The organism is Listeria grayi DSM 20601, from assembly GCF_000148995.1.
Taxonomy (GTDB): domain Bacteria; phylum Bacillota; class Bacilli; order Lactobacillales; family Listeriaceae; genus Listeria; species Listeria grayi.
On the sequence record NZ_GL538352.1, the window covers coordinates 388,055 to 410,553 of the forward strand.

General features: G+C 42.2%; 26 protein-coding genes. 23 read left to right on the forward strand and 3 right to left on the reverse strand.

All coding sequences use genetic code 11. The features are described 5' to 3' along the window. Positions 1-9 precede the first annotated feature (9 nt). The gene (speG, locus tag HMPREF0556_RS02090; RefSeq protein ID WP_003755002.1) at positions 10-531 is read left to right on the forward strand and encodes a spermidine N1-acetyltransferase; all 522 of its coding nucleotides are present in this window, start codon (positions 10-12) and stop codon (positions 529-531) included. Between the two features lie 42 nt (positions 532-573). On the opposite strand, the gene HMPREF0556_RS02095 is transcribed toward speG, so the two are convergent. Both HMPREF0556_RS02095 and HMPREF0556_RS02100 read right to left on the reverse strand, forming a co-directional pair. Further along, positions 574-1,731 (reverse strand): aminotransferase class I/II-fold pyridoxal phosphate-dependent enzyme, encoded by a 1,158-nt coding sequence (locus HMPREF0556_RS02095; RefSeq protein ID WP_040486392.1) that lies wholly within the window; start codon positions 1,729-1,731, stop codon positions 574-576. 45 nt (positions 1,732-1,776) lie between these two features. Further along, complete coding sequence (locus HMPREF0556_RS02100) at positions 1,777-2,190, reverse strand: YkyB family protein (protein ID WP_036106279.1); 414 nt, start codon at positions 2,188-2,190, stop codon at positions 1,777-1,779. A gap of 176 nt (positions 2,191-2,366) precedes the next feature. Between HMPREF0556_RS02100 and HMPREF0556_RS02105 the strand changes: the two genes are divergently transcribed. The 11 genes from HMPREF0556_RS02105 (at position 2,367) to HMPREF0556_RS02155 (ending at position 11,391) form a co-directional block, all read left to right on the forward strand. Then, positions 2,367-2,582 carry a hypothetical protein gene (locus HMPREF0556_RS02105; RefSeq protein WP_003755008.1) on the forward strand — a complete coding sequence of 72 codons (216 nt, stop codon included), beginning with the start codon at positions 2,367-2,369 and terminating at the stop codon, positions 2,580-2,582. A 255-nt stretch (positions 2,583-2,837) separates the two neighbouring features. After that, positions 2,838-3,071, forward strand: a complete 234-nt coding sequence (locus HMPREF0556_RS02110) for a YkuJ family protein (protein WP_003755010.1) — start codon at positions 2,838-2,840, stop codon at positions 3,069-3,071. A gap of 150 nt (positions 3,072-3,221) precedes the next feature. Beyond that, complete coding sequence (gene cbpB / locus HMPREF0556_RS02115) at positions 3,222-3,674, forward strand: cyclic-di-AMP-binding protein CbpB (RefSeq protein ID WP_036106281.1); 453 nt, start codon at positions 3,222-3,224, stop codon at positions 3,672-3,674. Then, positions 3,671-4,543, forward strand: a complete 873-nt coding sequence (locus tag HMPREF0556_RS02120) for a LysR family transcriptional regulator (protein WP_003755014.1) — start codon at positions 3,671-3,673, stop codon at positions 4,541-4,543. The genes cbpB and HMPREF0556_RS02120 overlap by 4 nt, the downstream gene beginning before the upstream one ends. A gap of 51 nt (positions 4,544-4,594) precedes the next feature. Next, positions 4,595-5,305: a 2,3,4,5-tetrahydropyridine-2,6-dicarboxylate N-acetyltransferase gene (dapD, locus tag HMPREF0556_RS02125; RefSeq protein ID WP_003755016.1), complete on the forward strand. Its 711-nt coding sequence runs from the start codon at positions 4,595-4,597 to the stop codon at positions 5,303-5,305. Positions 5,306-5,378: 73 nt separating this feature from the next. Then, positions 5,379-6,497, forward strand: coding sequence for an N-acetyldiaminopimelate deacetylase (locus tag HMPREF0556_RS02130; RefSeq protein ID WP_040486393.1), 1,119 nt, complete (start codon positions 5,379-5,381; stop codon positions 6,495-6,497). Positions 6,498-6,558: 61 nt separating this feature from the next. Continuing rightward, on the forward strand, positions 6,559-7,584 hold the full coding sequence (locus HMPREF0556_RS02135) for a LacI family DNA-binding transcriptional regulator (RefSeq protein ID WP_040486394.1): 1,026 nt from the start codon (positions 6,559-6,561) through the stop codon (positions 7,582-7,584). A gap of 139 nt (positions 7,585-7,723) precedes the next feature. Beyond that, complete coding sequence (gene rihC / locus HMPREF0556_RS02140; RefSeq protein WP_040486395.1) at positions 7,724-8,653, forward strand: ribonucleoside hydrolase RihC; 930 nt, start codon at positions 7,724-7,726, stop codon at positions 8,651-8,653. A 12-nt stretch (positions 8,654-8,665) separates the two neighbouring features. After that, on the forward strand, positions 8,666-10,054 hold the full coding sequence (gene dcuC / locus HMPREF0556_RS02145; RefSeq protein WP_003755025.1) for a C4-dicarboxylate transporter DcuC: 1,389 nt from the start codon (positions 8,666-8,668) through the stop codon (positions 10,052-10,054). 28 nt (positions 10,055-10,082) lie between these two features. Next, positions 10,083-10,994 (forward strand): ribokinase, encoded by a 912-nt coding sequence (gene rbsK, locus HMPREF0556_RS02150; protein ID WP_003755027.1) that lies wholly within the window; start codon positions 10,083-10,085, stop codon positions 10,992-10,994. A 19-nt stretch (positions 10,995-11,013) separates the two neighbouring features. Beyond that, entirely contained in the window at positions 11,014-11,391 is a 378-nt protein-coding gene (locus HMPREF0556_RS02155) for a VOC family protein (RefSeq protein ID WP_003755029.1), read from the forward strand. Positions 11,392-11,437: 46 nt separating this feature from the next. On the opposite strand, the gene HMPREF0556_RS02160 is transcribed toward HMPREF0556_RS02155, so the two are convergent. Next, positions 11,438-12,322, reverse strand: a complete 885-nt coding sequence (locus HMPREF0556_RS02160; protein WP_003755031.1) for a mechanosensitive ion channel family protein — start codon at positions 12,320-12,322, stop codon at positions 11,438-11,440. A 280-nt stretch (positions 12,323-12,602) separates the two neighbouring features. On the opposite strand from HMPREF0556_RS02160, the gene HMPREF0556_RS02165 reads away from it, so the two are divergent. From HMPREF0556_RS02165 to HMPREF0556_RS02215, 11 genes are all read left to right on the forward strand, one after another. Continuing rightward, positions 12,603-13,796 carry a quaternary amine ABC transporter ATP-binding protein gene (locus HMPREF0556_RS02165; protein ID WP_036106287.1) on the forward strand — a complete coding sequence of 398 codons (1,194 nt, stop codon included), beginning with the start codon at positions 12,603-12,605 and terminating at the stop codon, positions 13,794-13,796. After that, a complete protein-coding gene (locus HMPREF0556_RS02170; RefSeq protein ID WP_003755036.1) occupies positions 13,789-14,634 on the forward strand; it encodes an ABC transporter permease in 846 nt (281 codons plus the stop codon). Before HMPREF0556_RS02165 ends, HMPREF0556_RS02170 begins: the two co-directional genes overlap by 8 nt. A gap of 13 nt (positions 14,635-14,647) precedes the next feature. Further along, positions 14,648-15,556, forward strand: a complete 909-nt coding sequence (locus HMPREF0556_RS02175; protein WP_003755038.1) for a glycine betaine ABC transporter substrate-binding protein — start codon at positions 14,648-14,650, stop codon at positions 15,554-15,556. 193 nt (positions 15,557-15,749) lie between these two features. Then, on the forward strand, positions 15,750-16,244 hold the full coding sequence (locus HMPREF0556_RS02180) for a PTS sugar transporter subunit IIA (protein ID WP_003755040.1): 495 nt from the start codon (positions 15,750-15,752) through the stop codon (positions 16,242-16,244). Positions 16,245-16,341: 97 nt separating this feature from the next. After that, positions 16,342-17,034, forward strand: a complete 693-nt coding sequence (locus HMPREF0556_RS02185; protein WP_040486396.1) for a copper homeostasis protein CutC — start codon at positions 16,342-16,344, stop codon at positions 17,032-17,034. A gap of 126 nt (positions 17,035-17,160) precedes the next feature. Beyond that, positions 17,161-18,039, forward strand: coding sequence for a CvfB family protein (locus HMPREF0556_RS02190; protein ID WP_003755042.1), 879 nt, complete (start codon positions 17,161-17,163; stop codon positions 18,037-18,039). 101 nt (positions 18,040-18,140) lie between these two features. Further along, entirely contained in the window at positions 18,141-18,854 is a 714-nt protein-coding gene (liaF, locus tag HMPREF0556_RS02195; protein WP_003755044.1) for a cell wall-active antibiotics response protein LiaF, read from the forward strand. Beyond that, on the forward strand, positions 18,851-19,927 hold the full coding sequence (locus HMPREF0556_RS02200; protein WP_003755046.1) for a sensor histidine kinase: 1,077 nt from the start codon (positions 18,851-18,853) through the stop codon (positions 19,925-19,927). Before liaF ends, HMPREF0556_RS02200 begins: the two co-directional genes overlap by 4 nt. Next, the gene (locus HMPREF0556_RS02205; protein ID WP_003755048.1) at positions 19,905-20,543 is read left to right on the forward strand and encodes a response regulator; all 639 of its coding nucleotides are present in this window, start codon (positions 19,905-19,907) and stop codon (positions 20,541-20,543) included. Before HMPREF0556_RS02200 ends, HMPREF0556_RS02205 begins: the two co-directional genes overlap by 23 nt. Before the next feature lie 13 nt (positions 20,544-20,556). Beyond that, on the forward strand, positions 20,557-21,216 hold the full coding sequence (locus HMPREF0556_RS02210) for a potassium channel family protein (protein WP_003755050.1): 660 nt from the start codon (positions 20,557-20,559) through the stop codon (positions 21,214-21,216). 134 nt (positions 21,217-21,350) lie between these two features. Beyond that, positions 21,351-22,493, forward strand: a complete 1,143-nt coding sequence (locus HMPREF0556_RS02215; RefSeq protein WP_003755051.1) for a hypothetical protein — start codon at positions 21,351-21,353, stop codon at positions 22,491-22,493. The last annotated feature ends 6 nt before the right edge of the window (positions 22,494-22,499 follow it).

Below are 22,499 nucleotides of genomic sequence, written 5' to 3' on the forward strand. Positions count from 1 at the left end.
GCACAAATTATGGAAACAACAATCAAACTAAAACCATTAGAACACAAAGATCTCTCCTTTATTCATTCACTCAACAATAATTATTCGATCATGTCTTATTGGTTTGAAGAACCGTATGAATCCTTTGCGGAACTCGAGAGTTTATACAATAAGCATATCCATGATGACACGGAACGCCGCTTCATCATAACAAATGAGGAGCAATATGTCGGCTTGATCGAATTAGTCGAGTTAGATTATATTCATCGAAAAGCTGAGCTGCAGATCATCATCTCGCCGAATTATCAAGGCAATGGTTTTTCAAAACAGGCGATCTACAAAGCATTACAATACGCTTTTCAAATTTTGAATCTACATAAAGTGTATCTGATCGTCAGCAATTTCAATGAAAAGGCCATCCATATCTATGAAAAGATGGGCTTTACTAAAGAAGGCGTCTTGCGGGAAGAGTTTTATGTCAATGGCGCTTATCAAGATGCGACACGAATGAGCATCTTTAAACGCGAATTTCATAAGTGGTATACCAATTAAAAAGAACCGCTCCGGGTTATGCTTCGGAGCGGTTCTTTTTAATCAATAATCTTGTTTTTCCATAAACGCAACCATGCGTTCCATTGCTTCAACCAGCAAGTGGAAAGATGCTGCATAAGAAAGCCGGAAGTAACGAGAACCATTTACCGAGAACGCCTCTCCCGGAACGACTGCTACTTTCGCTTCCTCTGCTAATTTCACGGCCCAGTCAAATGAATCAAGCGGCACAGTATCAGGAAGTTTTACAAAAAAGTAAAATGCGCCGTCAGGAGGAATGATCTCGAATCCCATTTTTTTCAAACGGTCTTCGATGAACTGAGCCCGCGATGCATATTCTGTCCGCATCAACACGGCATCTTCTTTTCCGTTTGTCAGAGCTTCCAGTGCGGCTTTTTGTGAAATCGAACTGGCACAGGTGACTGTATATTGATGAACCTTCAACATTTCGGTGATCAAACGCTTATTCGCCATGAGGAATCCGATTCGAAAGCCGATCATGGCATGTGACTTCGAAAGTCCATTTACAACGATGGTTTGCTCCGGCAATAGATTAGCGATCGAATAGTGACCGTCTGGGAAGTAAGTAAGTTCGCTGTAGATCTCATCGGCAAGCAGATAAATTCCTGTTCCTTCTAAAACAGCAGCAATTTCCGCTAACTCCGCTTTTGACATCGTAACTCCGGTCGGATTGGAAGGATAGGGCAGGATAACTGCCTTTGTTTTTGGTGTGATCGCCGCTCGCAATGCTTCGGCTGTCAATTTATAATGGCTTTCAGTAGTATCGACTTTGACTGGTAGCGCATCGGCTAAAACGATATGTGGCTCGTAGCCGGGATAGATTGGATCAGGCAAGATCACTTCATCACCTGCTTCTAAAATCGTCTGCAGCGCGATCGCGATCGCTTCTGTCGCCCCAACTGTCACAATGATCTCCTCTTTATGGAAAGGCAAATGATATTTTTCGGTAAAATAGTGCTCCGCCGCTTCCAATAATTCAGGATCTCCCTGATTCGGTGTGTAATTGGTAAAATTAGTTTCGATCGCATGAATAGCCGCTTGTTTGATATGCTCAGGCGGCGGAAAGTCTGGTTCTCCTAAAGTTAGTTTGATGATACCATCGATTGAAGAGACCCGGTTATTAAATTTGCGAATGCCGCTCATTTGGATCTTGTCCAAAGAGGCACGAATTGCTTTTGACATCTCATGACACCCCATTTATTTTTGTTCCCACCTATCATACCATAATTAATTGAAATACGGGCAGGTACTTTGATAAGTAGGCTTTTTCCGAGGTGTTTGAGTCTGGGTATCTGTATAATTTTGAATGATAAATTTGGCGCGCGATAATGACATATGGAAATCATGCTTTTTATGGATGCTCTGCTGAGCGCCAAGGTGTTTCAACGAAAGCAGATCTTGTTTGTCGGCTGGCAAGTGAAAAAGGAAGTCTTGGCAGGCGATAAGCACAGTGGAGTGTTGATAGCAATGTTTCGGGTTTTTAGAAAACTGTAGCCCGACTTTTTGCGCGCGTTTTTCTGCCAACAATTTGAGCAGTGCTGCTTTTTTTAGCTGATATAAAAATCGCGTATCTAGTGCTGTTTTACTATGCCGATTTATAATAAAAACGGCTCTTGCGATCGTTTCTGTCTCAAACTCCATCCTCATCACCTCTTCCAAAATTTGTCATTCCATTCGTTATTATAACTTATTAATAGAAAAAAGCAAACAATCTGACAATTATCCAAAATTTTTCTTGCGCTTTCTAGTAAGATAAGATACAATTACTTTAATAATGATAATCATTTTCATTTGCAGATAGGAAGAGGTGCTGATAGATGCAAAGTCTAGAAAAATGTGAAGCGATATTTTTCCCGACCAAAGACGGTCTGCTTAAAATATATACGTACGGCTTTAAACCAACAGCTTCATGGGGGGAAGTATACATAATCAAAGGAGAACAAACGATATGTGTACAAGGTTTCCACCGCACGAAAATGGTTATCCGTGCAGTCAAAATGATGAAACAAGGAATTGTCGATAAAAAAAATTGAACGTTCTAAAACTTGAAGTCGGTCTTACTGATAGCCGAAGATGGCTATACAGCAGTCCTCATACTTTCAAGTTTTTTCTTTGGAAAAAATTGCGTATTCTGAATTCTTTCAGATAGCTTGCGTTATACGTGCCTTATGCGCTAAAATTTGATAGTATAATGAAGTAGAACAGGCGATCTTTAAATAAGCTAGTATAAGGCTTGGGGTCTTGACTTTTATCTTAAAACGCCATTTGATTTGAGAGGAGAATGTAATGTGTCTCAGTTAATGGGAATTATCCAACGTTTACATGCCATGCAGGAAGATGAAACTTCAGAAACACAATCCCGTCGTTTTGAGAAAAACGGTAATCCAGTCTGCGAAGTAAGTTTTTTCCGTGCTTCTAATTCTTTTGAAGTGGAAATTTATGCGACGAACAGTAAATATCCATTTGATGATATTGATATGACGGCAATTGAAATTTTCGAAACACTGCAAGAAAACGAGTAAACGTGATAACCGAGTGACCCTCGGTTATTTTTTTTGCTATTTTATAGGTTAATCCGATAATAAAAGTTTGTTTTATGGTAAAATAAAGGTTAGCAGATAGATTGCTCCATATACATTTTATTATATATGAAAAGGAAGAGGGAGATTCCCATGATCTCTGAACAATTTAATGATTTACTTGGAAATTCACTTGAAGAATCTATGATAACAGCAGAGAAAGTAGCACACGTCCAAATCGGCAATAATCTCGAACATGCGCTACTTGTCCTTACGAAATGCGGTTATTCTGTCATTCCTGTCCTGGATTTTGAGTACAAACTTCACGGATTGATCAGTGCGGCAATGATCACCGATGCGATATTAGGACTTGAACGGATCGAATATGAAAAGTTGGGAGAACTGAAAGTCGAAGAAGTGATGCAGACTGATTTCCCCATTATTGAAGATACTAGCAACAAAGAAAAAATCTTTCGTCTACTTGTGGATCAGCCATTTTTATGTGTGGTCGATCAAGTGCGCGAATTTAAGGGAATTATTACCAGACGAATCATTTTAAAACAAGTGAATCGTTTTATCCATAGTCCAGTGGAGGGAAGTAAATGATCGTAACAGAGTACGAACTTTTGGTTTGTTTAGCAGATGAACTCAATATGCGGAAAAGTGCAGAAAAGTTGTTTCTAAGCCAGCCTGCTTTGTCTCAGCGCCTTCAAACCATTGAAAGCCGCTGGAATACGAAGATTTTCATTCGTACGCAAAAAGGACTGCTGCTTACGCCAGAAGGAGAAGCGATCATTGCCCACGCAGGTAGCGTGATCGAACGTGAACGCGAGATCCAAGAACAGCTGGAAAGCCTGAATGGCGTTGTTCGCGGAACGTTGCGGATTGCTTGTGCAAGTGTTGCAGCACAAACATGGCTACCAAAAGTGTTGAAATTATTTACAGCCACCTATCCGAATGTGAAAATTTCTGTTATTACTGGCTGGAGCAGTGATGTTTCTGGACAATTAGCGGCTGGAAATGTCCACATTGGAATCGTCCGAGGAAACACAAATTGGAAAAGCGTCAAAAAACTATTATTCACCGATAAATTGGTGCTGGTCGACACGGAAATCACTTCATTAGAAGAAGTCGTACGCACGGAACGGCCGTTTATCCAATTTAGAAGTGACTCCAACTATCATCAAGTCATCCAAGACTATTGGCAGCGGAATTTTGGAAAAACACCTCGTCAAGCAATGCTGATGGATCAAATGGAAACTTCCCGGCAGATGGCATTAAATGGGATCGGCTTTGCGATCTTGCCTGAAGCAACGATCCAAGGGATGGAACAAAGTATCAACAAAATCGAATTGAAAGAAAAAGACGGGACTGTACTGAGCCGCGAATCCCATTTGCTTACGTACGAACAGTCACTAGAACTCCCACAAGTTGCTGCATTTTTGGAAATCACAAAAAAATTCTTGAATGAATAAAGAAGCTGTGGCAAACTAAAGGGAGCCAAAATAGAAAGGGGAATATCATTTATGGAACAAATGGATGCACATCAAATTATTTCATTTATTCAAAATAGTAAAAAAGCAACACCAGTGAAGGTTTATCTGAAAGGCGATCTGGAAAAAGTAACTTTTCCGGCTGAGATAAAAACATTTCTTTCAGGAAATAGCGGGACTGTTTTCGGAGAATGGAGCGTTATTTCCGAATGGCTGGAAAATAACAAAACGTACATAGCGGATTATGTGATCGAAAATGACCGCCGCAACTCGGCGATCCCCTTGCTAGATATGAAAAATATCAATGCACGGATCGAGCCGGGAGCAATCATCCGCGACCAAGTGACGATCGGCGACAATGCTGTTATCATGATGGGTGCGAGCATCAACATCGGCTCTGTGATCGGTGAAGGAACAATGATCGATATGAACGTTGTACTAGGTGGAAGAGCAACAGTTGGTAAAAACTGTCACATTGGTGCCGGTAGTGTTTTAGCAGGTGTAGTTGAACCGCCATCCGCGCAGCCGGTTGTGATCGAAGACGATGTTGTCGTTGGGGCAAATGTAGTCGTTTTGGAAGGTGTAAAGGTTGGTAAAGGTGCAGTCGTTGCTGCAGGCGCAGTCGTAACGAAAGATGTCGAACCTTATACGGTTGTAGCTGGGATCCCGGCACGCAAATTAAAAGACATCGATGCGAAGACATCCTCTAAAACAGAGATCATGCAGGAATTACGTCAATTATAAACACAAAGATGAGTTATGAAAATGGGGAACCTTGCCATTTTCGTATCTCATTTTTTTAAAAGGAGCGAGACAGGTGACAAACGAAGCATTTATTTCCTTGCGAAGAGAACTGCATCAGATCCCGGAACTTGGTTTCAAGGAACAGCAAACGCAAGCACGATTACTAGCTCAAATCGAGCAATTAGATCAGTCGTTTCTGGAAGTGGCGACATGGCGGACCGGCATATTGGTAAAAGTGAATGGCAGCAGCCCAGAAAAGACAATTGGCTATCGTACGGATATGGATGCTTTGCCGATCCAGGAGGAGACCAGTTTGCCGTTTGCCTCCAAAATGCCTGGTAATATGCATGCTTGCGGACATGATCTACATATGAGCATTGCAATGGGCGTGCTCACATATTTCGCTACGCATCAGCCTATCCAAAATCTGGTTTTCATTTTTCAGCCGGCAGAGGAAGGTCCAGGCGGAGCGAAACCAATGCTGGAAAGTGAAGTTTTCCAAGCATTTAGACCTGACGAGATTTATGCCCTCCATATCGCTCCGGAGTATCAAGTAGGCGAGATCGCGATCAAACCGGGACTCTTGTTTGCCAATACTTCCGAATTATTTATCCAATTCAAAGGAAAAGGCGGACATGCCGCTTATCCACATTTAGCCAATGACATGGTCGTTGCAGCTAGTAGTTTCGTCACGCAGCTACAGACGATTGTCAGCCGTAATATCGATCCTATGGATAACGCCTTGATAACGATCGGAAAGATCCAGGGCGGGAGTGCTCAAAATGCAATTGCAGGAGAAGCACTACTCGAAGGGACGATCCGCACCGCCGATCCGGAAACGATGAAGCTGATTTGGAAACGGCTGAAACAAATGGCGCGTGGCTTTGCTGAAGCATATGATTGCAGCATTGAGTTTCTTCCCGGTTCGAGCTACTATCAAGTTGCGAATTGGGAAAAAGAAACTGCGGAATTCATCCGTTTTTTGGAAACAAAATTTCCAGGCAGTTATGTGCCCGCCAAAGCTGCAATGACAGGGGAAGATTTCGGCTACTTTTTAGCGGAGATCAAAGGAGCGATGTGCTGGCTTGGTGTTGATTCCGAATATGGTCTCCACCATGCGAAACTTGATCCGGATGAAGCAGCGATTCCTTTCGCAATCGATGTATTTACTGCGTTTTTAGCAAGTAGATGATCCCGGCGCAAATGGTCACCAGCCTTTGCGCCTTCTTACATAACGAATGAAGGGAGTATTTATGAAAATCAGGTTGAAAGATATTGCCCAAATGGCACATGTATCGGAAACAACTGCTTCTTTAGTTTTGAATGACGCTCCTTCCAGAATATCGGAAGCAAAGCGGCAGGAAATCAAAAAAATCGCAAAGGCACATGGCTATGTTCCGAATTTTGCTGCCCGCGGTCTGGCAATGAAAAAAACAAATACAATTGGACTCATTCTTCCAGACATCACCAATCCTTACTTTGCAGCCCTCGCGAAAAAGATCGACGACGAGCTGCGCAAATATGATTACTTGACGATCGTTGTCAATACTGATGATAAAGCAGAAAGCGAACGTGATCTGATCCAGTTGCTTTTGAATCGTGGAGCGGATGCGCTGATCGTGATTGCTTCCAATGAATCCTCCGAAAATAGTGAGGCATTTGATAAATTACTCACGGCGACAGGGATCCCGGTCCTTCTGCTTGACCGAACCATTGCCAATCCCGCTTACAATCAAGTTTCCGCCGATGATGAATTGGGTGGCTTTTTAGCAACAAAACATTTGATCGAAAACGGACATAGAAAAATCGCGTGCATCACCTCGATGAAAACAGCGAATGGTAGAGAACGTCTGGCAGGTTATCGGCGCGCTATGCAGGAAGCTGATTTGCCGATCGCAGCCGATTGGGAGATCGATGCAGCATTTAAGTTTGAAGAAGGATACACAGCTGCTGCACCACTTGTGGAAAATAAAGCTGTTACAGCAGTTTTTGCGGCAAGCGATCTGATCGCATACGGCGTCATTAAACAAGCACAGGAAGCACACTTGCAGATTCCAGAGGATCTTTCTCTGATTGGTTATGATAATTTAGCGTTCAGCAAAATCGTATCGATCTCGCTGACTTCGATTGATCAAAATATTGATCTATTGGGCGAAACTGCGGCTGATCTTTTGGTCAAACGGCTGACCGACAAACGGGCAAGCAAAGCAAAACAAATCAAAATCAAGCCAGTACTCATCAAAAATCAAAGTGTTAAACAAATCACCACAAGTAAGTAAATGCCATTTTTTGAAGCGCTTTCTAAAACAGGGTTGACAGCGTTTTCAAAAAATGGTAGATTGTTTCTAGAAAGATAAAGCGCTTTATCAAGTCATGTGCAGTGATAAAGCGCTTTACCAAAAGAATAGGAGTGAAGAAATGACGAATTTAACCGCACGACCAATTATTATCGATACAGATCCGGGAATCGATGATGCAGTGGCGATCGCGATCGCTTTGTACGCAGAAGAACTGGATGTCCGCTTGCTGACTACGGTTTCAGGAAATGTTTCCTTGGCAAAAGTAACCACTAATTTATTGAAATTAATGGCTTTCTTTGAAAAAGAGATCCCAGTTGCAGCTGGTGCTTATCAGCCTTTGATGCGGGAAGTGGTAGATGCAAGTGATATTCATGGTAGTACCGGGATGGATGGTTATGATTTCCCAGCGGCGGCGGAACATTTATTGACCGGAAGGCATGCCGTGGAAGAAATGTATCATACGATCATGGCTTCGGAAGAAAAAATGACTTTAGTAGGGATCGGTCCACTTACAAACTTCGCCCTGCTATTTTCTACCTATCCTGCTGTCAAAGAAAAAATCGCCGAGATCGTGATCATGGGCGGCTCTACCGGAAGAGGAAATAAAGGCGTGCTATCAGAATTCAATATTGCTGTTGATCCGGAAGCAGCCAAAATCGTTTTTGAAGCAGGTTTACCTATTGCTGTAGCTCCGCTTGATGTTGGCTGGAAGGCACTCGTTCTGCCAGAAGACAGCGAGATCATCAAGACGCTTGGAAAAACCGGCGATATGATGTATCAGCTTTTTAAAAAATATCGTGGCGGCAGTTTCACGACAGGATTAAAAATGTATGATGCTTGTGCAGTTGCTTATCTGCTGGAACCTGAGATGTTTACAATTGCAGAAACGTTTGTTGGCATCGAAACGACTGGAGAATATACAGCCGGTGCTACGATCGTAGATCTAAAAGGATACCTTGGTAAACCCGCAAATGCAAACGTTTGCATCGACGTGGATGAAGCACGTTTCAAAGCATGGATGTTAAAACGAATCAAGAATTGTATTTAGGGAGGAAAAGATATGGAACAAGTTTTGGTGTATGGAATAGGCGTTTTAGCCGTTGCAGCAGTCCTTTACATGTTATTAAAGAAATACGATATCAAAATCACCTTGTTAGCAGTCGGCTTGCTACTGATGTATGTGGCCGTTTTGATGGGAAAATCGATTCCAGGTGAAACTGGGTATGCGATTATTGACCCGATCATGGCGATCGTTGAGCAGTTCAAAGCGACGTTCTCTCAAGCGGGATTGGTTATTCTGCTATTAGGTGGGTATAGTGCATATATGTCTGCAATTGGAGCAAATGATGTTACTGTATATGCTTTAACAAAACCGTTAAAAAGAGTAAAATCAACCTATGTATTGATCCCAATCGTCTTTTTACTCGGAAACTTACTATCCCTCGTTATCCCAAGTGCTTCTAATTTGGCGATCATTTTACTTGCGACTTTATATCCAGTTTTAAAGAAAGCCAATATGAGTACACTGACAGCCGCAGGGATCATTGCAACGACAGCGACGATCATGCCGTCACCATTGGGTGCAGATAATGTTGCCGTCGCACAGCAGTTGAACATGTCAGTCACAGAATACGTGATTCAGTATCATGCGATCATCTCGATCCCGACGCTCATCATCATTGCATTTATCCACATGTTTTGGCAAAAATATTGTGATAAACGCGATCAGCTGAAAAAGCACGAAGCAGATCACACAGAAATTGAATTAGAGGAAATCAAGCCGATAGAAGGATCTGGATTATATAAATTTGTATATGGCTTACTTCCATTATTACCGATCGTGCTTTTGATCATCGTCTTCATCAGCAATACTGTTTTTCATAGTAAATTGACAATCGGTGTAGAAGTCGTCACATTGATCAGCTTTTTAGTAGCGATCCTTGTCGAACTGATCTCCAAACGCAGAGGAAAAGAAGTACTGCAAAATACGGAAAACTTTTTCAAAGGAATGGGAAATGCGATGGGAATCGTGGCATTGCTTGTTGCAGCTTCGATTTTTGTCGCAGGATTGACATCGATCGGGATCATGCAGCAGCTTGAGAAAACGATGACGTCGTTATCTGGAGCTGGATATATTTTACCAATCATCATGGTCTTATTCACAGCGATCATCGTCTTGATCAGCGGCAGCGGTACAGCATTATTCTATGCGATGATTCCACTAATGGTACCACTCGCGGCAGCAGCTGGAATCAGTGCGGTCATGCTTAGTATCCCAATGGGAATGGCCGGCAACTTATTGCGTGCGGTTTCGCCAGTAGCTGCAGTTATCGTCATCATCGCTGGTACAACGAAAGAAAATCCGATCAATATCGTGAAACGGACATCCGTGCCGATGATTGGCGGGACAGTGATCATGCTGATACTTTCATTTTTATTTTTACATTAAATCTTAAGTAGTAGTAAGGAGCAAATCGATGGGAAAAGTTGTGGTTGTCGGAAGCCTGAATATGGATATTGTAATGAAAATCAAAGAAATGCCTAGCACGGGAGAAACAGTGCTAGCGAAAGAAACAAATTATTTATATGGAGGCAAAGGTGCGAACCAAGCCGTTGCTGCCGCCCGAATGGGAGCAGAAGTTAAAATGGTCGGAGCCGTCGGGAACGATGCATTTGGCACAAAACTCGTAGCGCAGTTGGAGAAAGAAGCGATCGACACCTCGGGAATCATCGAAAAACAGGATGTTCCCTCTGGTATGGCAGCCGTTTTCAAACTTCCTGCTGATAATGCTATTGTAGTAGCAGATGGTGCAAATGGGAAAATAACGGTAGAAGATATCAAGAAGTACAAAGAGCTGATTCAAGAAGCGGATTGCTTGCTGGTGCAGCTGGAAACACCGATCGCTGCTGTGAAAAAAGCATTGCAGTTAGCAAAAGAAGCCGATGTGTACACGATCTTGAATCCTGCACCTTTTTCAGAAGAAGCAGAGGAACTACTGGCATATGCAGATCTGATCACGCCAAATGAAACGGAATTCGCTCAGCTTTTAGGTTGCTCAGAGATAGAAGATAGCGAGTTAGAACAAAAAATGATAAAATGGACAGAGCAATATGACAGCCAATTAGTTTTGACGTTAGGCAAAGAAGGTGTTGCCTATATCGAACAAGGCAAACTCGTCAAAATCCCATCCAGACAAGTAAAAGCAGAAGACACGACTGGCGCAGGAGATACATTTAACGGTATCCTTGCACAAATGCTGAGTGAGAAAGCAGCTCTAAGAGAAGCGATTCAAATCGCAAACATCGGTGCTTCGATCGCCGTTCAAAAAGTCGGTGCTCAAACGGGGATGCCTACAGCTCAAGAAGTTTTGGAAGTGAAGAATAAATAAAGCGAAAGGAGGAAACAACATGAAATTAGACATGGTTGGAGTAATCGTTCGTGACATGGGAAAAGCAATCCGATTTTATCAGCAGCTGGGGTTCAATGTAAGTGTTGGAGATGAAAAGGAACCATACGTAGAGTTAGATCATGAAGGTGTTCGAATTTCTCTAAACAAGATCGAACTAATTGAAGATGTTTATGGGTTTAAACCAGAAAAAAGCGGAGATAAAGTAGAACTGGCATTTTTGATGGAAAGTCCTGCGGAAATCGATGCCTTGATCGAAAAAATGAAAGCGGCCGGTGATTACATCGTCCGGGAACCATGGCAAGCGCCTTGGGGACAGTACTACGCTATTCTTAAAGATGAGGATGAAAATATTTTGAGTTTATTCTGTAATCTATAAAAAAGCCCCTAAAGTTAGAATGGTAAATCTAACTTTAGGGCTTTTTTTATGCGTTTGGATCTGTATTAAATGGTGCGACGAAAGGAAGTGGGAATTTGATGCCAGCATTTGTCAATTCTTCCCGAGCAATTTTCAAAATATCTCGTTCCACACCGGCTTGTTCACCGTTTACGGCTTTGCCTACCACGCGAATAACTTGATAGGTCGGTGTAACCGTTTGAACGCCAAGCACTGTCAGTGGTTCCACGATGTTTTTATTTTCGGCTTCCATTTGTGAACAAGCAGCTTGGATGATTGCTGTTGCTTTATCAGGATTTTCCGTCGGATTGATCTGGATATCGACCATAACTCGCATATTGCCGCGGGAATGGTTGCTGACAATCATGATCTGACGATTCGGGATATAATGCAGTGTTCCATCAAAATCACGTACTTGCGTTGTCCGCAACCCCAATGTTTCGACAAGTCCATTCACTTCACCGATCGTTACGGAATCGCCGACATCGATCTGGCGCTCCAATAATATGAAAAAACCGGTTACGACATCACTGACAAATCCCTGCGCCCCGAAGGCGATCGCTAGACCTGCTACCCCTGCTCCGGCTACCAGTGCGGTAACATCGATAAAGTTTTGCAAGATCAATACGGCAAAGGCGAAAAAGAGAATGTAGCCATACAAGTTGGAGATCAAGCCTTCCAGTGTATCGGCTCTGCCAATAGACACAGCCTGTTGCTGACGGTATTTTTTGAATAAGCCACGTATCAGCTTAAAACCAACATATTTTAAAATAAGATACAACACGATCAAGAATAGTATTTTAATGCTGGTCGTCAGCGCATTGGTTCCTAATTCCGACCAGTCGATCGAATGCAACCACTTTTTGAAAAAGCCCATATTTTGGGTCACATCTTTTGCTAAATCATTTTCCATGTTATTCCAACCTCTCTGCAAAAGTTCCTGTTACTATTCTAACAAAAAAAGTCGATCAATGCTTTTTTGAAGATTAAATCAAAAAAAATTAAATTTTTTTTGGTTCCTAAGCTGACGGGGATGAAAACGGTTGCGTAGCGGCATTATTTGTGAAGAAATGTGTAAAAAATATGAAAAGCCTCTTGATTTTGTGTACAATGGTAGAGGCTGTTCTTTCTTATTGGTGAAAAAGAAAGGAACACGGTATAAAAATAACAAGACAAAGAAAGGGGTTTTTAGTTTGAGTAAGATCAAAGTAGAAGAGCTTACAAAAATTTTCGGCAAACGAGCTAGCAAAGCATCTTCTCTACTCGCTCAAGGAAAAACAAAAACAGAGATTTTAAAAGAAACAGGGGCTACCATTGGTGTGAATAAAGCTTCTTTTGAAGTAGAAGAAGGAGAAATATTTGTGATCATGGGACTTTCCGGTAGTGGGAAGTCTACATTAGTCCGCCTTTTGAACCGTCTGATAGAGCCAACAAGCGGGAAAATCTGGTTAGACGGAAAAGAACTATCGAGTTTAGATAAAAAGCAATTGCTGGAAGTTAGAAGAAAGAGCATGAGCATGGTTTTCCAAAGTTTTGGACTCTTTCCAAACCGGACGATCATCCGTAATGTAGAGTATGGTTTGGAAGTCCAAGGAGTCAGCAAGCAAGATCGTTTCAAGCAAGCAGAAGAATCACTGAATCTAGTGGGCTTAGCTGGTTACGGCGAACAATATCCTTCCCAATTATCTGGCGGAATGCAGCAACGGGTAGGCCTAGCGCGTGCACTTGCTAATAATCCGGATATCTTGCTGATGGACGAAGCCTTTTCGGCACTCGATCCTTTGAATCGAAAAGATATGCAAGACCAATTATTAGAACTGCAAGACACGATGAAAAAGACGATTATTTTCATCACGCATGATTTAGATGAAGCACTCCGAATCGGCGATCATATCATGATCATGCGCGACGGTTCCGTTATTCAAACCGGTACACCAGAAGAAATCTTGGCAAGTCCGGCTAACGAATATGTGGAAAAATTCATTGAAGATGTCGATCGCTCCAAAGTTTACACAGCCAATAACGTGATGATCCGTCCAGAGATCGTTAATTTAGAAAAAGACGGTCCACGTGTGGCGCTGAAACGGATGCGTGAAGCTGGCACATCCAGTGTTTATGTAATCCGCCGTAATCGTGAGTTAGTAGGCATCGTCCATGCAAATGACGTCTCCCGTTTAGTAAAAGAAAACATTGCGTCACTTGAGTCTGTCATCAACACGGATATCCCGACAACGGCTCCGGATACCCCGCTAGCAGATATCATGGATCAAGTATCGACAACAGCAATTCCAATCGCCGTGACAGAAGACGGCAAATTAAAAGGAATCATCGTTCGTGGTTCCGTACTATCGGCATTATCCGGGAAAGAGGTGAACATCAATGCCTAATATTCCTACCATACCATTAGCTAGCTGGATCGACAGCATCGTTGATGGACTAACAAAATTTGAAGGTTTCTTCAATGTCATCACAAATATTATCGGCGGTGTTGTAAATGCCTTCCAATGGGTCTTTGATTTGATCCCGGCACTGCTATTCATTTTAATCGTATTAGCAGCTACTTTCTGGATCAATCGCAAAGGTAAAAAATGGGGACTGATGATTTTTGAACTGATCGGTCTACTACTTATCCTGAATTTAGGATTCTGGCGCGATATGACACAAACATTGACACTTGTTTTGACAAGTAGCTTGATCGCACTTGTTGTCGGCGTTCCACTCGGTATCTGGATGGCGAAAAGCGAGATCGTCGAGAGTATTTTCAAACCTGTTCTCGACTTTATGCAGACAATGCCAGCGTTCGTTTATCTGATCCCGGCCGTAGCATTCTTCGGGATCGGCATGGTGCCAGGGGTCGTTGCCTCTGTTATCTTCGCAATGCCTCCAACTGTGCGCATGACAAACTTAGGAATCAGACAAGTATCGAAGGAATTGGTTGAAGCTGCCGATTCATTCGGTTCGACACCGTGGCAAAAACTATTTAAAGTACAGCTTCCAATGGCAAAATCAACCATGATGGCTGGTATCAACCAAAGCATCATGCTGGCACTTTCCATGGTCGTTATCGCTTCGATGATCGGAGCAATGGGACTTGGAACGCGTGTTTACTTTGCCGTTGGACGTAACGATGCTGGTGGTGGTTTTGTTGCCGGTATTGCGATCGTGATCGTAGCGATCATTCTCGATCGATTGACCCAAGCATTCAATAAAAAAGCAGGTAATTAAGGAGGCGGATAAGTTGTTCAAAAAAACGATTACCACAGTATTACTCGCTGCACTCATTTTAGTAGTCGCTGGTTGTGGTACGGAACTTGCCCCTTATGATGCCAAAGAACCACTCGGTAAACAAATCAACTATACCATCACCGGGATCGATGCAGGAGCTGGGATCATGCTTTCCACGCAAAATGCGATCAAGGGGTATAAACTTGATAAAGATAATTGGCAATTACAGACAAGTTCTACAGCTGCAATGACAAGTACACTTGAAAAAGCAATCAAAGATAAACGTCCGATCGTTGTCACAGGATGGACACCACATTGGATGTTCACCAAATTTGATTTGAAATTTTTAAAAGATCCGAAAAACATTTACGGCAAAGCAGAAAACATCCATACCTTTGTTCGCAAAGGACTTAAAAAAGAAAAACCTTCTGCATACGAATTGCTAGATAATTTCAACTGGACTTCCAAAGAAATGTCAGAAGTCATGCTTGCCGTCAACAATGGCGAAGATCCTGAAAAAGCAGCGAAAGATTGGATCAAAAAACATCCAGAAAAAGTAGCAGAATGGACAAAAGGTATCAAGAAAGTAAGCGGCGATCCAATCAAACTGACCTATGTGGCTTGGGATTCCGAAATCGCTTCTACCAATGTAGTCGCGGAAGTACTTCGGAAATTAGGCTATAAGCCGACCATTCAAGCTATGGAGATCCAACCGATGTGGGCTTCCGTTGCTACGGATGCTGCAGACGGTATGGTAGCAGCCTGGCTGCCGAAAACATCAGGAATCTATTATCGCGATTATAAAGATAAAGTAGAGGATCTCGGTGTTAATTTAAAAGGTGCTAAAGTAGGCCTAGCAGTTCCGACATATATGAAAAACATCAATTCCATTGAAGATCTAAAAGATCCATCTGGAAAATAATTGCTTTTTACCGAAAGTAATCGTACAATACGGGTACTATGTTTCATATCGGATTTCATAATTACTGCAAAGAAAAGGCATGGGCACGCACGAAAAAGAGTATTGCTTTTTCCGCGTCTCCATGCCTTTTTCTTTTTAATTACTTCATTTTGGGGTACTAGTGATAAGAAGTCCAAAACAAGGAGGAAAAAGCATGTTTAAAAAACTATTTAAAAAAGAAAAATCAGAAACCGTTTACGCCCACGCAACTGGAGAATTTATCCCACTTAGTGATGTACCCGATCCTGTCTTCAACCAAAAAATGATGGGAGAAGGGATCGCGATCAAACCAACCAATGGAACGATCGTAGCACCGATCAGCGGGGAAATCATCCAACTAGCAGATACATTGCATGCTTTCGGGATCCGTTCTGAACTTGGACAAGAGATCTTAGTGCACATCGGTTTGGAAACGGTAGCATTGAAAGGGGAAGGATTCAAAGCTTTAGCAGCGATGGGGGATAAAGTCGAGAAGGGAGACGGTATCATCCAGGTAGATCTAGCGTATATCGAAGAACACGCAGCAAGCACGATCGTTCCAATGGTCGTAACAAACAGCGCGGATGGCAAATTTGAATTTGAATGGAAAGAAGTTACCGAAACAATCGCTGGGAAAACAGAAGTATTCACAACTTCCAGCAAATCATAAATAAAAACAACAATTTTTAATCGATAACACGCAGTCATTTCAAAAAATGGTAGGGTTACAAAGAGTAGAAATTGCTGTTTTAAGGAGAGAACAAGCTATGTTAGAAGTAATCGTTGAAGGCCCAGGTGCTGCCAAAGACGCAGAAGTATGCGGCGCGAATCGCCTAGAAGTTGTTTCTGCGATCGCAGAAGGTGGACTTACACCGAGTTATGGAGTTATTAGTGAAATCGTCGCAACCGTGAAGATCCCAAGTATGATCATGATTCGTCCCCATAGTCATTCTTTCGTCTATGACAAAGCAGATCAAGCAGTCATCCAAAAAGACATCGAAATGGTCAAAAAGATCGGCGCGACCGGGATCGTATTCGGCGCATTGACAGAAGCGGGCGAGATCGATACGGATCTGCTGGATAAAGTGATCGAATGGAAAGGTGAGCTGGATCTGACATTCCACCGCGCGATTGATGCAACAGCTGATATCGAAGCAAGCTATCAGTTGCTACGGAACCAATACGGCGCTAGCATCACTCAAATATTGACCTCCGGCGGCGCAGATAAGGCATTTCAAGCTGTGGAAAGGCTGAAAAGTTGGATCCAAGATAGCAAACATTACCCTTCCAGCTTTGCGATCTTGGTCGGCAGCGGCGTGGATCTAACTACGATCGCCGACTTGCAAGCACAGCTGCAACATCACACTTATCATGTTGGCGGCGGAGCGCGAATCGATGGCGATTTCAGCAAGGGGATCGCGGCGGATAAAGTAGCGGAGCTTCAAAGCTTTATTCAATAAGCTAAAAACCACATTCTTGTGGTTTTTATTTTTACCTGAAAATGGGACCTTTTCCACACCAGCTATAGCTTACAAGCATACGATACGTTATAATGAAAGATATCAAAAAACAAAGGTGGATATCACGTGAATAAGTATATTGGCACGAGCCAGTCGATGGAAGTAAAGGAAATAACGGAATCAGGATTTGTCCTTACAAAAGAAGAAATAGAGGTATTATTGCCTAAAGGGAACACCGCAAGACAAGATTATGAGGTCGGCGAGCAAGTTACTGTCTTTATCTATGTAGGATATCAGCACGAGATCACAGCCACGACCAATATCCCGAAAGTCCAAGTTGGACGTTACAGCTATGGCACGGTCACAGAAGTGAAAAGGCAATTAGGTGTCTTCGTAGATATCGGCATTGAAAAAGATATTGTTGTCTCTCTGGACGATCTTCCCGAGTTAGAACATTTATGGCCTAAAAAAGGAGACCGTTTGATGATCGCATTGCGAGTTGACGAAAAAGATCGCATTTGGGGTGTGCTTGCGGACGAACATCAGTTCAAAGGCATTAGCAGAAAAGCAGAAGCTTCCCTGTTCAATGAAAATGTAGAAGGAACGGTATACCGATTATTGAAGATTGGCTCCTTTATTTTGACGACCAACTATCACATCGGTTTTATTCATGAAAGCGAGCGCAACTCTGAACCGCGTCTGGGCGAGCATGTGACCGCGCGCGTCATTGCTGTGAAGCCAGATGGCTCTTTGAACTTATCACTTCGTGGGAGAGCGCATGAGGTCCTCAGTGACGATGCAGAGATGATCTTGACATATTTGAATAGCGTTGGTGGCGAAATGGCTTTCGGTGACAAATCATCGCCTGAGTCGATCAGAAACAAGTTTGGGATCAGCAAAGCGCAATTCAAGCGAGCGATCGGTTCGCTGATGAAAGCTAAAAAAGTAACGCAAGAGGACGGCATTTTCACAAAATTGGTCGAAAAAGATAAAGACTCAGACTAAAGTAGTAGAATGGCTTCCTTCCTTAGCTGTTTGTAAAGCTAGTCCGCTTCTCTTTATAATGAGGAAGAAATGGATCAGCAGAGAAAAGGAGGTGTGACAGTTTGAAAAAAATCGAAAGCTCATTTGTTTTTATTTTTGTCTTAGCCGTAATGATCGGAATTGGTTTGGAAATGCTATTTAGGTGGCAATTACTACTTTTTTTCGCTGTCGGGATCTTCTTTTTATTCATGTCGAGAAAAATCAATATCACCTCGAAGCAGGAAAAATCGTATATTATCATTGCGATCTTTTTCCTATTGATATCGGTATTAGTGACCACGACATTTAAAATCAGTCTTGTCATCGTCGGGATTTTTGCCATTATCTATTATATCAACCGCAAACGTGCGCCGCAGCTGCTTATGTTGCAGACAAAAGAGCCGGGAGAACGTCAGACTGGTAAAGAGCATTTTGTTAAAAATCAATGGTTCGGCAATCAGCGGATGCTGGATGTGGTTTATGAGTGGGACGATATCAATATTCATACGGGGATCGGTGACACGATCATCGACCTTGGCAACACAGTTCTCCCTACCGGAGAAAGTATCATTATGATCCGCAGTATTTCCGGCAAGATCAGGCTGCTTATTCCGTTTGATCTTGGCGTTTGCATTGAGCATTCAGCTGTTTTTGGTCATTTACAATATGAAAAGCAATATATGACGATGCAGAACAATACAGTAAAATATTACTCGGACAACTACAATGATGCGGTTCGCAAAGTCAAAATCACAACTTCTGTCCTTTTTGGGGATCTTGAGGTGATTCGATTATGACATTTACCAAACTCATGATGATCTATTCGACAGCGCTGTTATTTGCAGCTTCTCTGATCGGAACCATCGCCTACTATTTTATGAGCAACATCACGATCTATCAGTTGCTGATCGGGCAGAAAGTCTTTTATGTACCATTCGTGATTTTCGTGCCGATCACTGTTATTTCAGTTGGCGTCGTTATCGGTGCGCTGATCGGGTATTATATCAAACAGAAACTGGAAGGGATCGATATTTCGCTGCGCCTATTAGAACAAGGCGATTTGGAGAAAAACCTAGCGATCGAAAAGGAAGAATCTTTCGCTGAGATTCAACAGGTCTATCAGCAAATCAATCGGTTGCGGAAAAAAATGCAACTGCAAAATGCCAGAACGCAAGAGATAGCAAGCGGATATGCAGAAACAGCAGGTCAGTCAAAAGAAGCGATTTTAGTAGAGGAACGACATCGAATCGCACGAGAACTTCACGATTCCGTGAGCCAACAGCTTTTTGCGGCCATGATGCTATTATCTGCATTAAATGAACAAGGAGAAAAAAATGCTACTCCGGCGATGCAGAAACAGCTTAAATTAGTAGAAAGCATCGTCAATGATTCGCAATCTGAAATGCGAGCATTATTACTTCACTTGCGTCCGACTCAGCTAGAAGGCAAGTCGCTAAAAGTAGGAATGGAACAGCTGCTTCAAGAACTGACAGCGAAAATTCCGATCGAAGTAAGATGGGAAATCGCTGATATCGCTTTGAAAAAAGGAATCGAGGATCATCTTTTTCGGATCGTTCAAGAACTATTATCGAACACATTGAGGCACTCGAAAGCAGCTTTACTCGAAGTACGGCTAGCAATCGTGGATCAAGTCGCTATCTTGAAAGTCGTAGATGACGGCGTGGGATTCAACGTGGGCGAAGTAGCACAAGGTTCTTATGGACTTCAAAATATGCGGGAACGCGTAGAGGAATTTGGCGGAACAATCAAGATTATCAGTTTTCCAAACCAAGGGACGAGCGTGGAGGTAAAAATTCCACTTGTAGTAGAAAGGACGAGTGAAGATAATGATCAAAGTATTATTGATTGATGATCACGAAATGGTGCGGATCGGTGTTTCAGCCTATCTGTCTGTTCAAGATGACATGGAAGTAGTTGGAGAAGCAAGCAACGGCAGAGAAGGTACGGAACTTGCTCTAGAACTAAGGCCGGACATTATTTTGATGGACCTGGTAATGGATGAAATGGACGGTATTGAAGCCACTAAACAAATCATGAAAGCATGGAAAACAGCAAAGATCATCATCGTCACCAGCTTTTTAGACGATGAGAAAGTATACCCGGCACTAGAAGCGGGGGCAAGCAGCTATATGCTCAAGACATCTACTGCTTCTGAGATCGCAGACGCCATTCGGGCTACATATGCAGGAGACACTGTTTTGGAACCGGAAGTCACCGGTAAAATGATGCAGCGTCTCACTGCAAAACCAGAGAAAAATCTTCACGATGAATTGACGAATCGCGAGAATGAGATCCTATTGCTGATCGCAGAAGGAAAAGCCAATCAAGAAATAGCGGATGAACTATACATCACACTCAAGACAGTCAAAACACACGTGAGCAATATCTTATCCAAACTAGATGTCCAAGACCGTACACAAGCTGCGATCTATGCGTTTCAGCATGATCTAGTAAAGAAAAAGTAAGGAGGCAATAACTATGAAAGAAGGATTCGCTGTCATTGGCTTAGGCCGCTTTGGCGGAAGTATCTGTCGTTCCTTGGTCGAACAGGGAATGGAAGTTTTGGCGATCGACTCAGATGAAGAACGCGTCAATGAGTATATGTCGATCGCGACCCATGCAGTCATTGCTAATTCTACAGATGAAAATGCCCTTCGTCAGCTTGGTATCCGCAACTTTGAACATGTTATCGTAGCAATCGGCGAAGATATTCAGTCTAGTATTTTAACTACATTGATTTTAAAAGAATTAGGAGTAAAATATGTTACTGCTAAGGCAACGAATGACAAACATGCCAAATTACTGGAAAAAATTGGCGCGGACCGTGTTGTCCATCCCGAGCGTGACATGGGGCGCCGAATCGCGCATTACATCGTTTCTAAGAATATGCTCGATTATTTGGAATTATCCGATGAGTACAGCTTGGTAGAGATCTCTGTCTCTAACCGCCGCTTTTTAAATAAAAGCATTGTTGATTTGGATTTTCGCAATTCGTTTCGAGTGAATATCGTTGGGATCAAACGCGATAAACAAATGATCATCACGCCGGAACCAACCGACATTCTGCATGAAGGTGATGTTTTGATCGTTATCGGCTCCGATGATGATATCGAACGGTTGCAAGAACAAATCCAATAATTTTGATATTCGTATATAAAAAAGGCGAAATTGTGGCGAAAATCCAACATTTTTTTGAAGGAAGGGCAAGCGTGCTTTTCTATGCTATAATAAAAGACATCACGAAAAATAGAAGTATGAGGGGAAGCGTATAAATGGGAATTATTAAAAAGAAATCGTTTTGGCTAATGTTAGGGCTGGTTTTATTACTACTGAGTGCTTGTGGAAAAGATCCGCGAGAAGATATGATCCAATCGCTTGCAAAAGTTTCGAATATGAAACAGGGAGCGGGAACTTTTGAAATGAAGATCAAGGATCTGCAGTTGGGAGATACTTCTCAAAATTCTTCCGTTGCAATGGTAACTTCACAAATCAAGAATGCACGTATTTCCGGAGATTACATCAAAAACAATAAAGCGGCAGAGGTGAATATAAAACTTCAAGCAGCTGGACTAGAAATTCCATTTACATTAGTAGGAAATGGGAAAGATACCTATATCTCCACTGATTTCGTTCAACCGGTTGTCAAGATCGCGTCTAGTTTTGGACAGAATGTTCCTGTTAACGAAGCGCAATTGGAAAAAATCAAAGGCAAATATTTATCTCTTCAAGAAGTAAACAAACTTTCGCAAACAGAAACAAAGAATAACCAAATCGATCCAAAAACAGCAGAAGCTTTTGCCAAAGATTATCAAAAAGAAGTACGCGATTATTTGAAAAAGTTGGATAAAAAATCATTTACTGTCGACGGCGATGTGATCACACATACCTTTGATAAGAAAGAAATGTTGGAAGTTGTCAAATTAGCTCAAAAAACAGCAGAATCTAAGAAAGAATACGCTGAATATAAGAAGCTATTTTCAGAGAAGAATTTCCAAAAAGCATTGGATACTTTCCAAAAACTAACACTTAAACTGTCGGTAAACAAAAAGACCGATAAAACAGATATGATCTACACTATCGTGCCAAAAGATCAACAAAGCTTAAAATCATTGGCACTGGAAATGACAGTAACACCAAGCAAATATAAAAAGGCGCCGGTAATGCCTAAAAAAGCAGATATTCTTTCTAACGAAGAATTCCAAAAACTGCTGAGCCAGCCGAAACCACAAACACAAACGCAACCGCAAGTCAAAATTACAGATGAACAATTCAAACAAGTGTTGAACCAAATCAAACAAGTAAAAGCAACTGGGCAAACAATTGATGCTGCTAAGAAACAACAACTATTGCAAACGTATAAAGCTTATTTATCGGATGAACAGTATAAAGAACTTCGTACGGAGTTGGATAAATAATTCGAA

What these genes read in the sequence shown, in the direction of transcription:
- speG (WP_003755002.1), top strand. Translation starts at nt 10, where the DNA reads ATGGAAACAACAATCAAACTAAAACCATTAGAACACAAAGATCTCTCC.
- dcuC (WP_003755025.1), top strand. Translation starts at nt 8,666, where the DNA reads ATGGAACAAGTTTTGGTGTATGGAATAGGCGTTTTAGCCGTTGCAGCA.
- HMPREF0556_RS02210 (WP_003755050.1), top strand. Translation starts at nt 20,557, where the DNA reads ATGAAAGAAGGATTCGCTGTCATTGGCTTAGGCCGCTTTGGCGGAAGT.
- rbsK (WP_003755027.1), top strand. Translation starts at nt 10,083, where the DNA reads ATGGGAAAAGTTGTGGTTGTCGGAAGCCTGAATATGGATATTGTAATG.
- HMPREF0556_RS02205 (WP_003755048.1), top strand. Translation starts at nt 19,905, where the DNA reads ATGATCAAAGTATTATTGATTGATGATCACGAAATGGTGCGGATCGGT.
- dapD (WP_003755016.1), top strand. Translation starts at nt 4,595, where the DNA reads ATGGAACAAATGGATGCACATCAAATTATTTCATTTATTCAAAATAGT.
- HMPREF0556_RS02160 (WP_003755031.1), bottom strand. Translation starts at nt 12,322, where the DNA reads ATGGAAAATGATTTAGCAAAAGATGTGACCCAAAATATGGGCTTTTTC.
- HMPREF0556_RS02200 (WP_003755046.1), top strand. Translation starts at nt 18,851, where the DNA reads ATGACATTTACCAAACTCATGATGATCTATTCGACAGCGCTGTTATTT.
- HMPREF0556_RS02135 (WP_040486394.1), top strand. Translation starts at nt 6,559, where the DNA reads ATGAAAATCAGGTTGAAAGATATTGCCCAAATGGCACATGTATCGGAA.
- HMPREF0556_RS02215 (WP_003755051.1), top strand. Translation starts at nt 21,351, where the DNA reads ATGGGAATTATTAAAAAGAAATCGTTTTGGCTAATGTTAGGGCTGGTT.
- HMPREF0556_RS02100 (WP_036106279.1), bottom strand. Translation starts at nt 2,190, where the DNA reads ATGGAGTTTGAGACAGAAACGATCGCAAGAGCCGTTTTTATTATAAAT.
- rihC (WP_040486395.1), top strand. Translation starts at nt 7,724, where the DNA reads ATGACGAATTTAACCGCACGACCAATTATTATCGATACAGATCCGGGA.
- cbpB (WP_036106281.1), top strand. Translation starts at nt 3,222, where the DNA reads ATGATCTCTGAACAATTTAATGATTTACTTGGAAATTCACTTGAAGAA.
- HMPREF0556_RS02105 (WP_003755008.1), top strand. Translation starts at nt 2,367, where the DNA reads ATGCAAAGTCTAGAAAAATGTGAAGCGATATTTTTCCCGACCAAAGAC.
- HMPREF0556_RS02120 (WP_003755014.1), top strand. Translation starts at nt 3,671, where the DNA reads ATGATCGTAACAGAGTACGAACTTTTGGTTTGTTTAGCAGATGAACTC.
- HMPREF0556_RS02155 (WP_003755029.1), top strand. Translation starts at nt 11,014, where the DNA reads ATGAAATTAGACATGGTTGGAGTAATCGTTCGTGACATGGGAAAAGCA.
- HMPREF0556_RS02185 (WP_040486396.1), top strand. Translation starts at nt 16,342, where the DNA reads ATGTTAGAAGTAATCGTTGAAGGCCCAGGTGCTGCCAAAGACGCAGAA.
- HMPREF0556_RS02180 (WP_003755040.1), top strand. Translation starts at nt 15,750, where the DNA reads ATGTTTAAAAAACTATTTAAAAAAGAAAAATCAGAAACCGTTTACGCC.
- HMPREF0556_RS02095 (WP_040486392.1), bottom strand. Translation starts at nt 1,731, where the DNA reads ATGTCAAAAGCAATTCGTGCCTCTTTGGACAAGATCCAAATGAGCGGC.
- HMPREF0556_RS02170 (WP_003755036.1), top strand. Translation starts at nt 13,789, where the DNA reads ATGCCTAATATTCCTACCATACCATTAGCTAGCTGGATCGACAGCATC.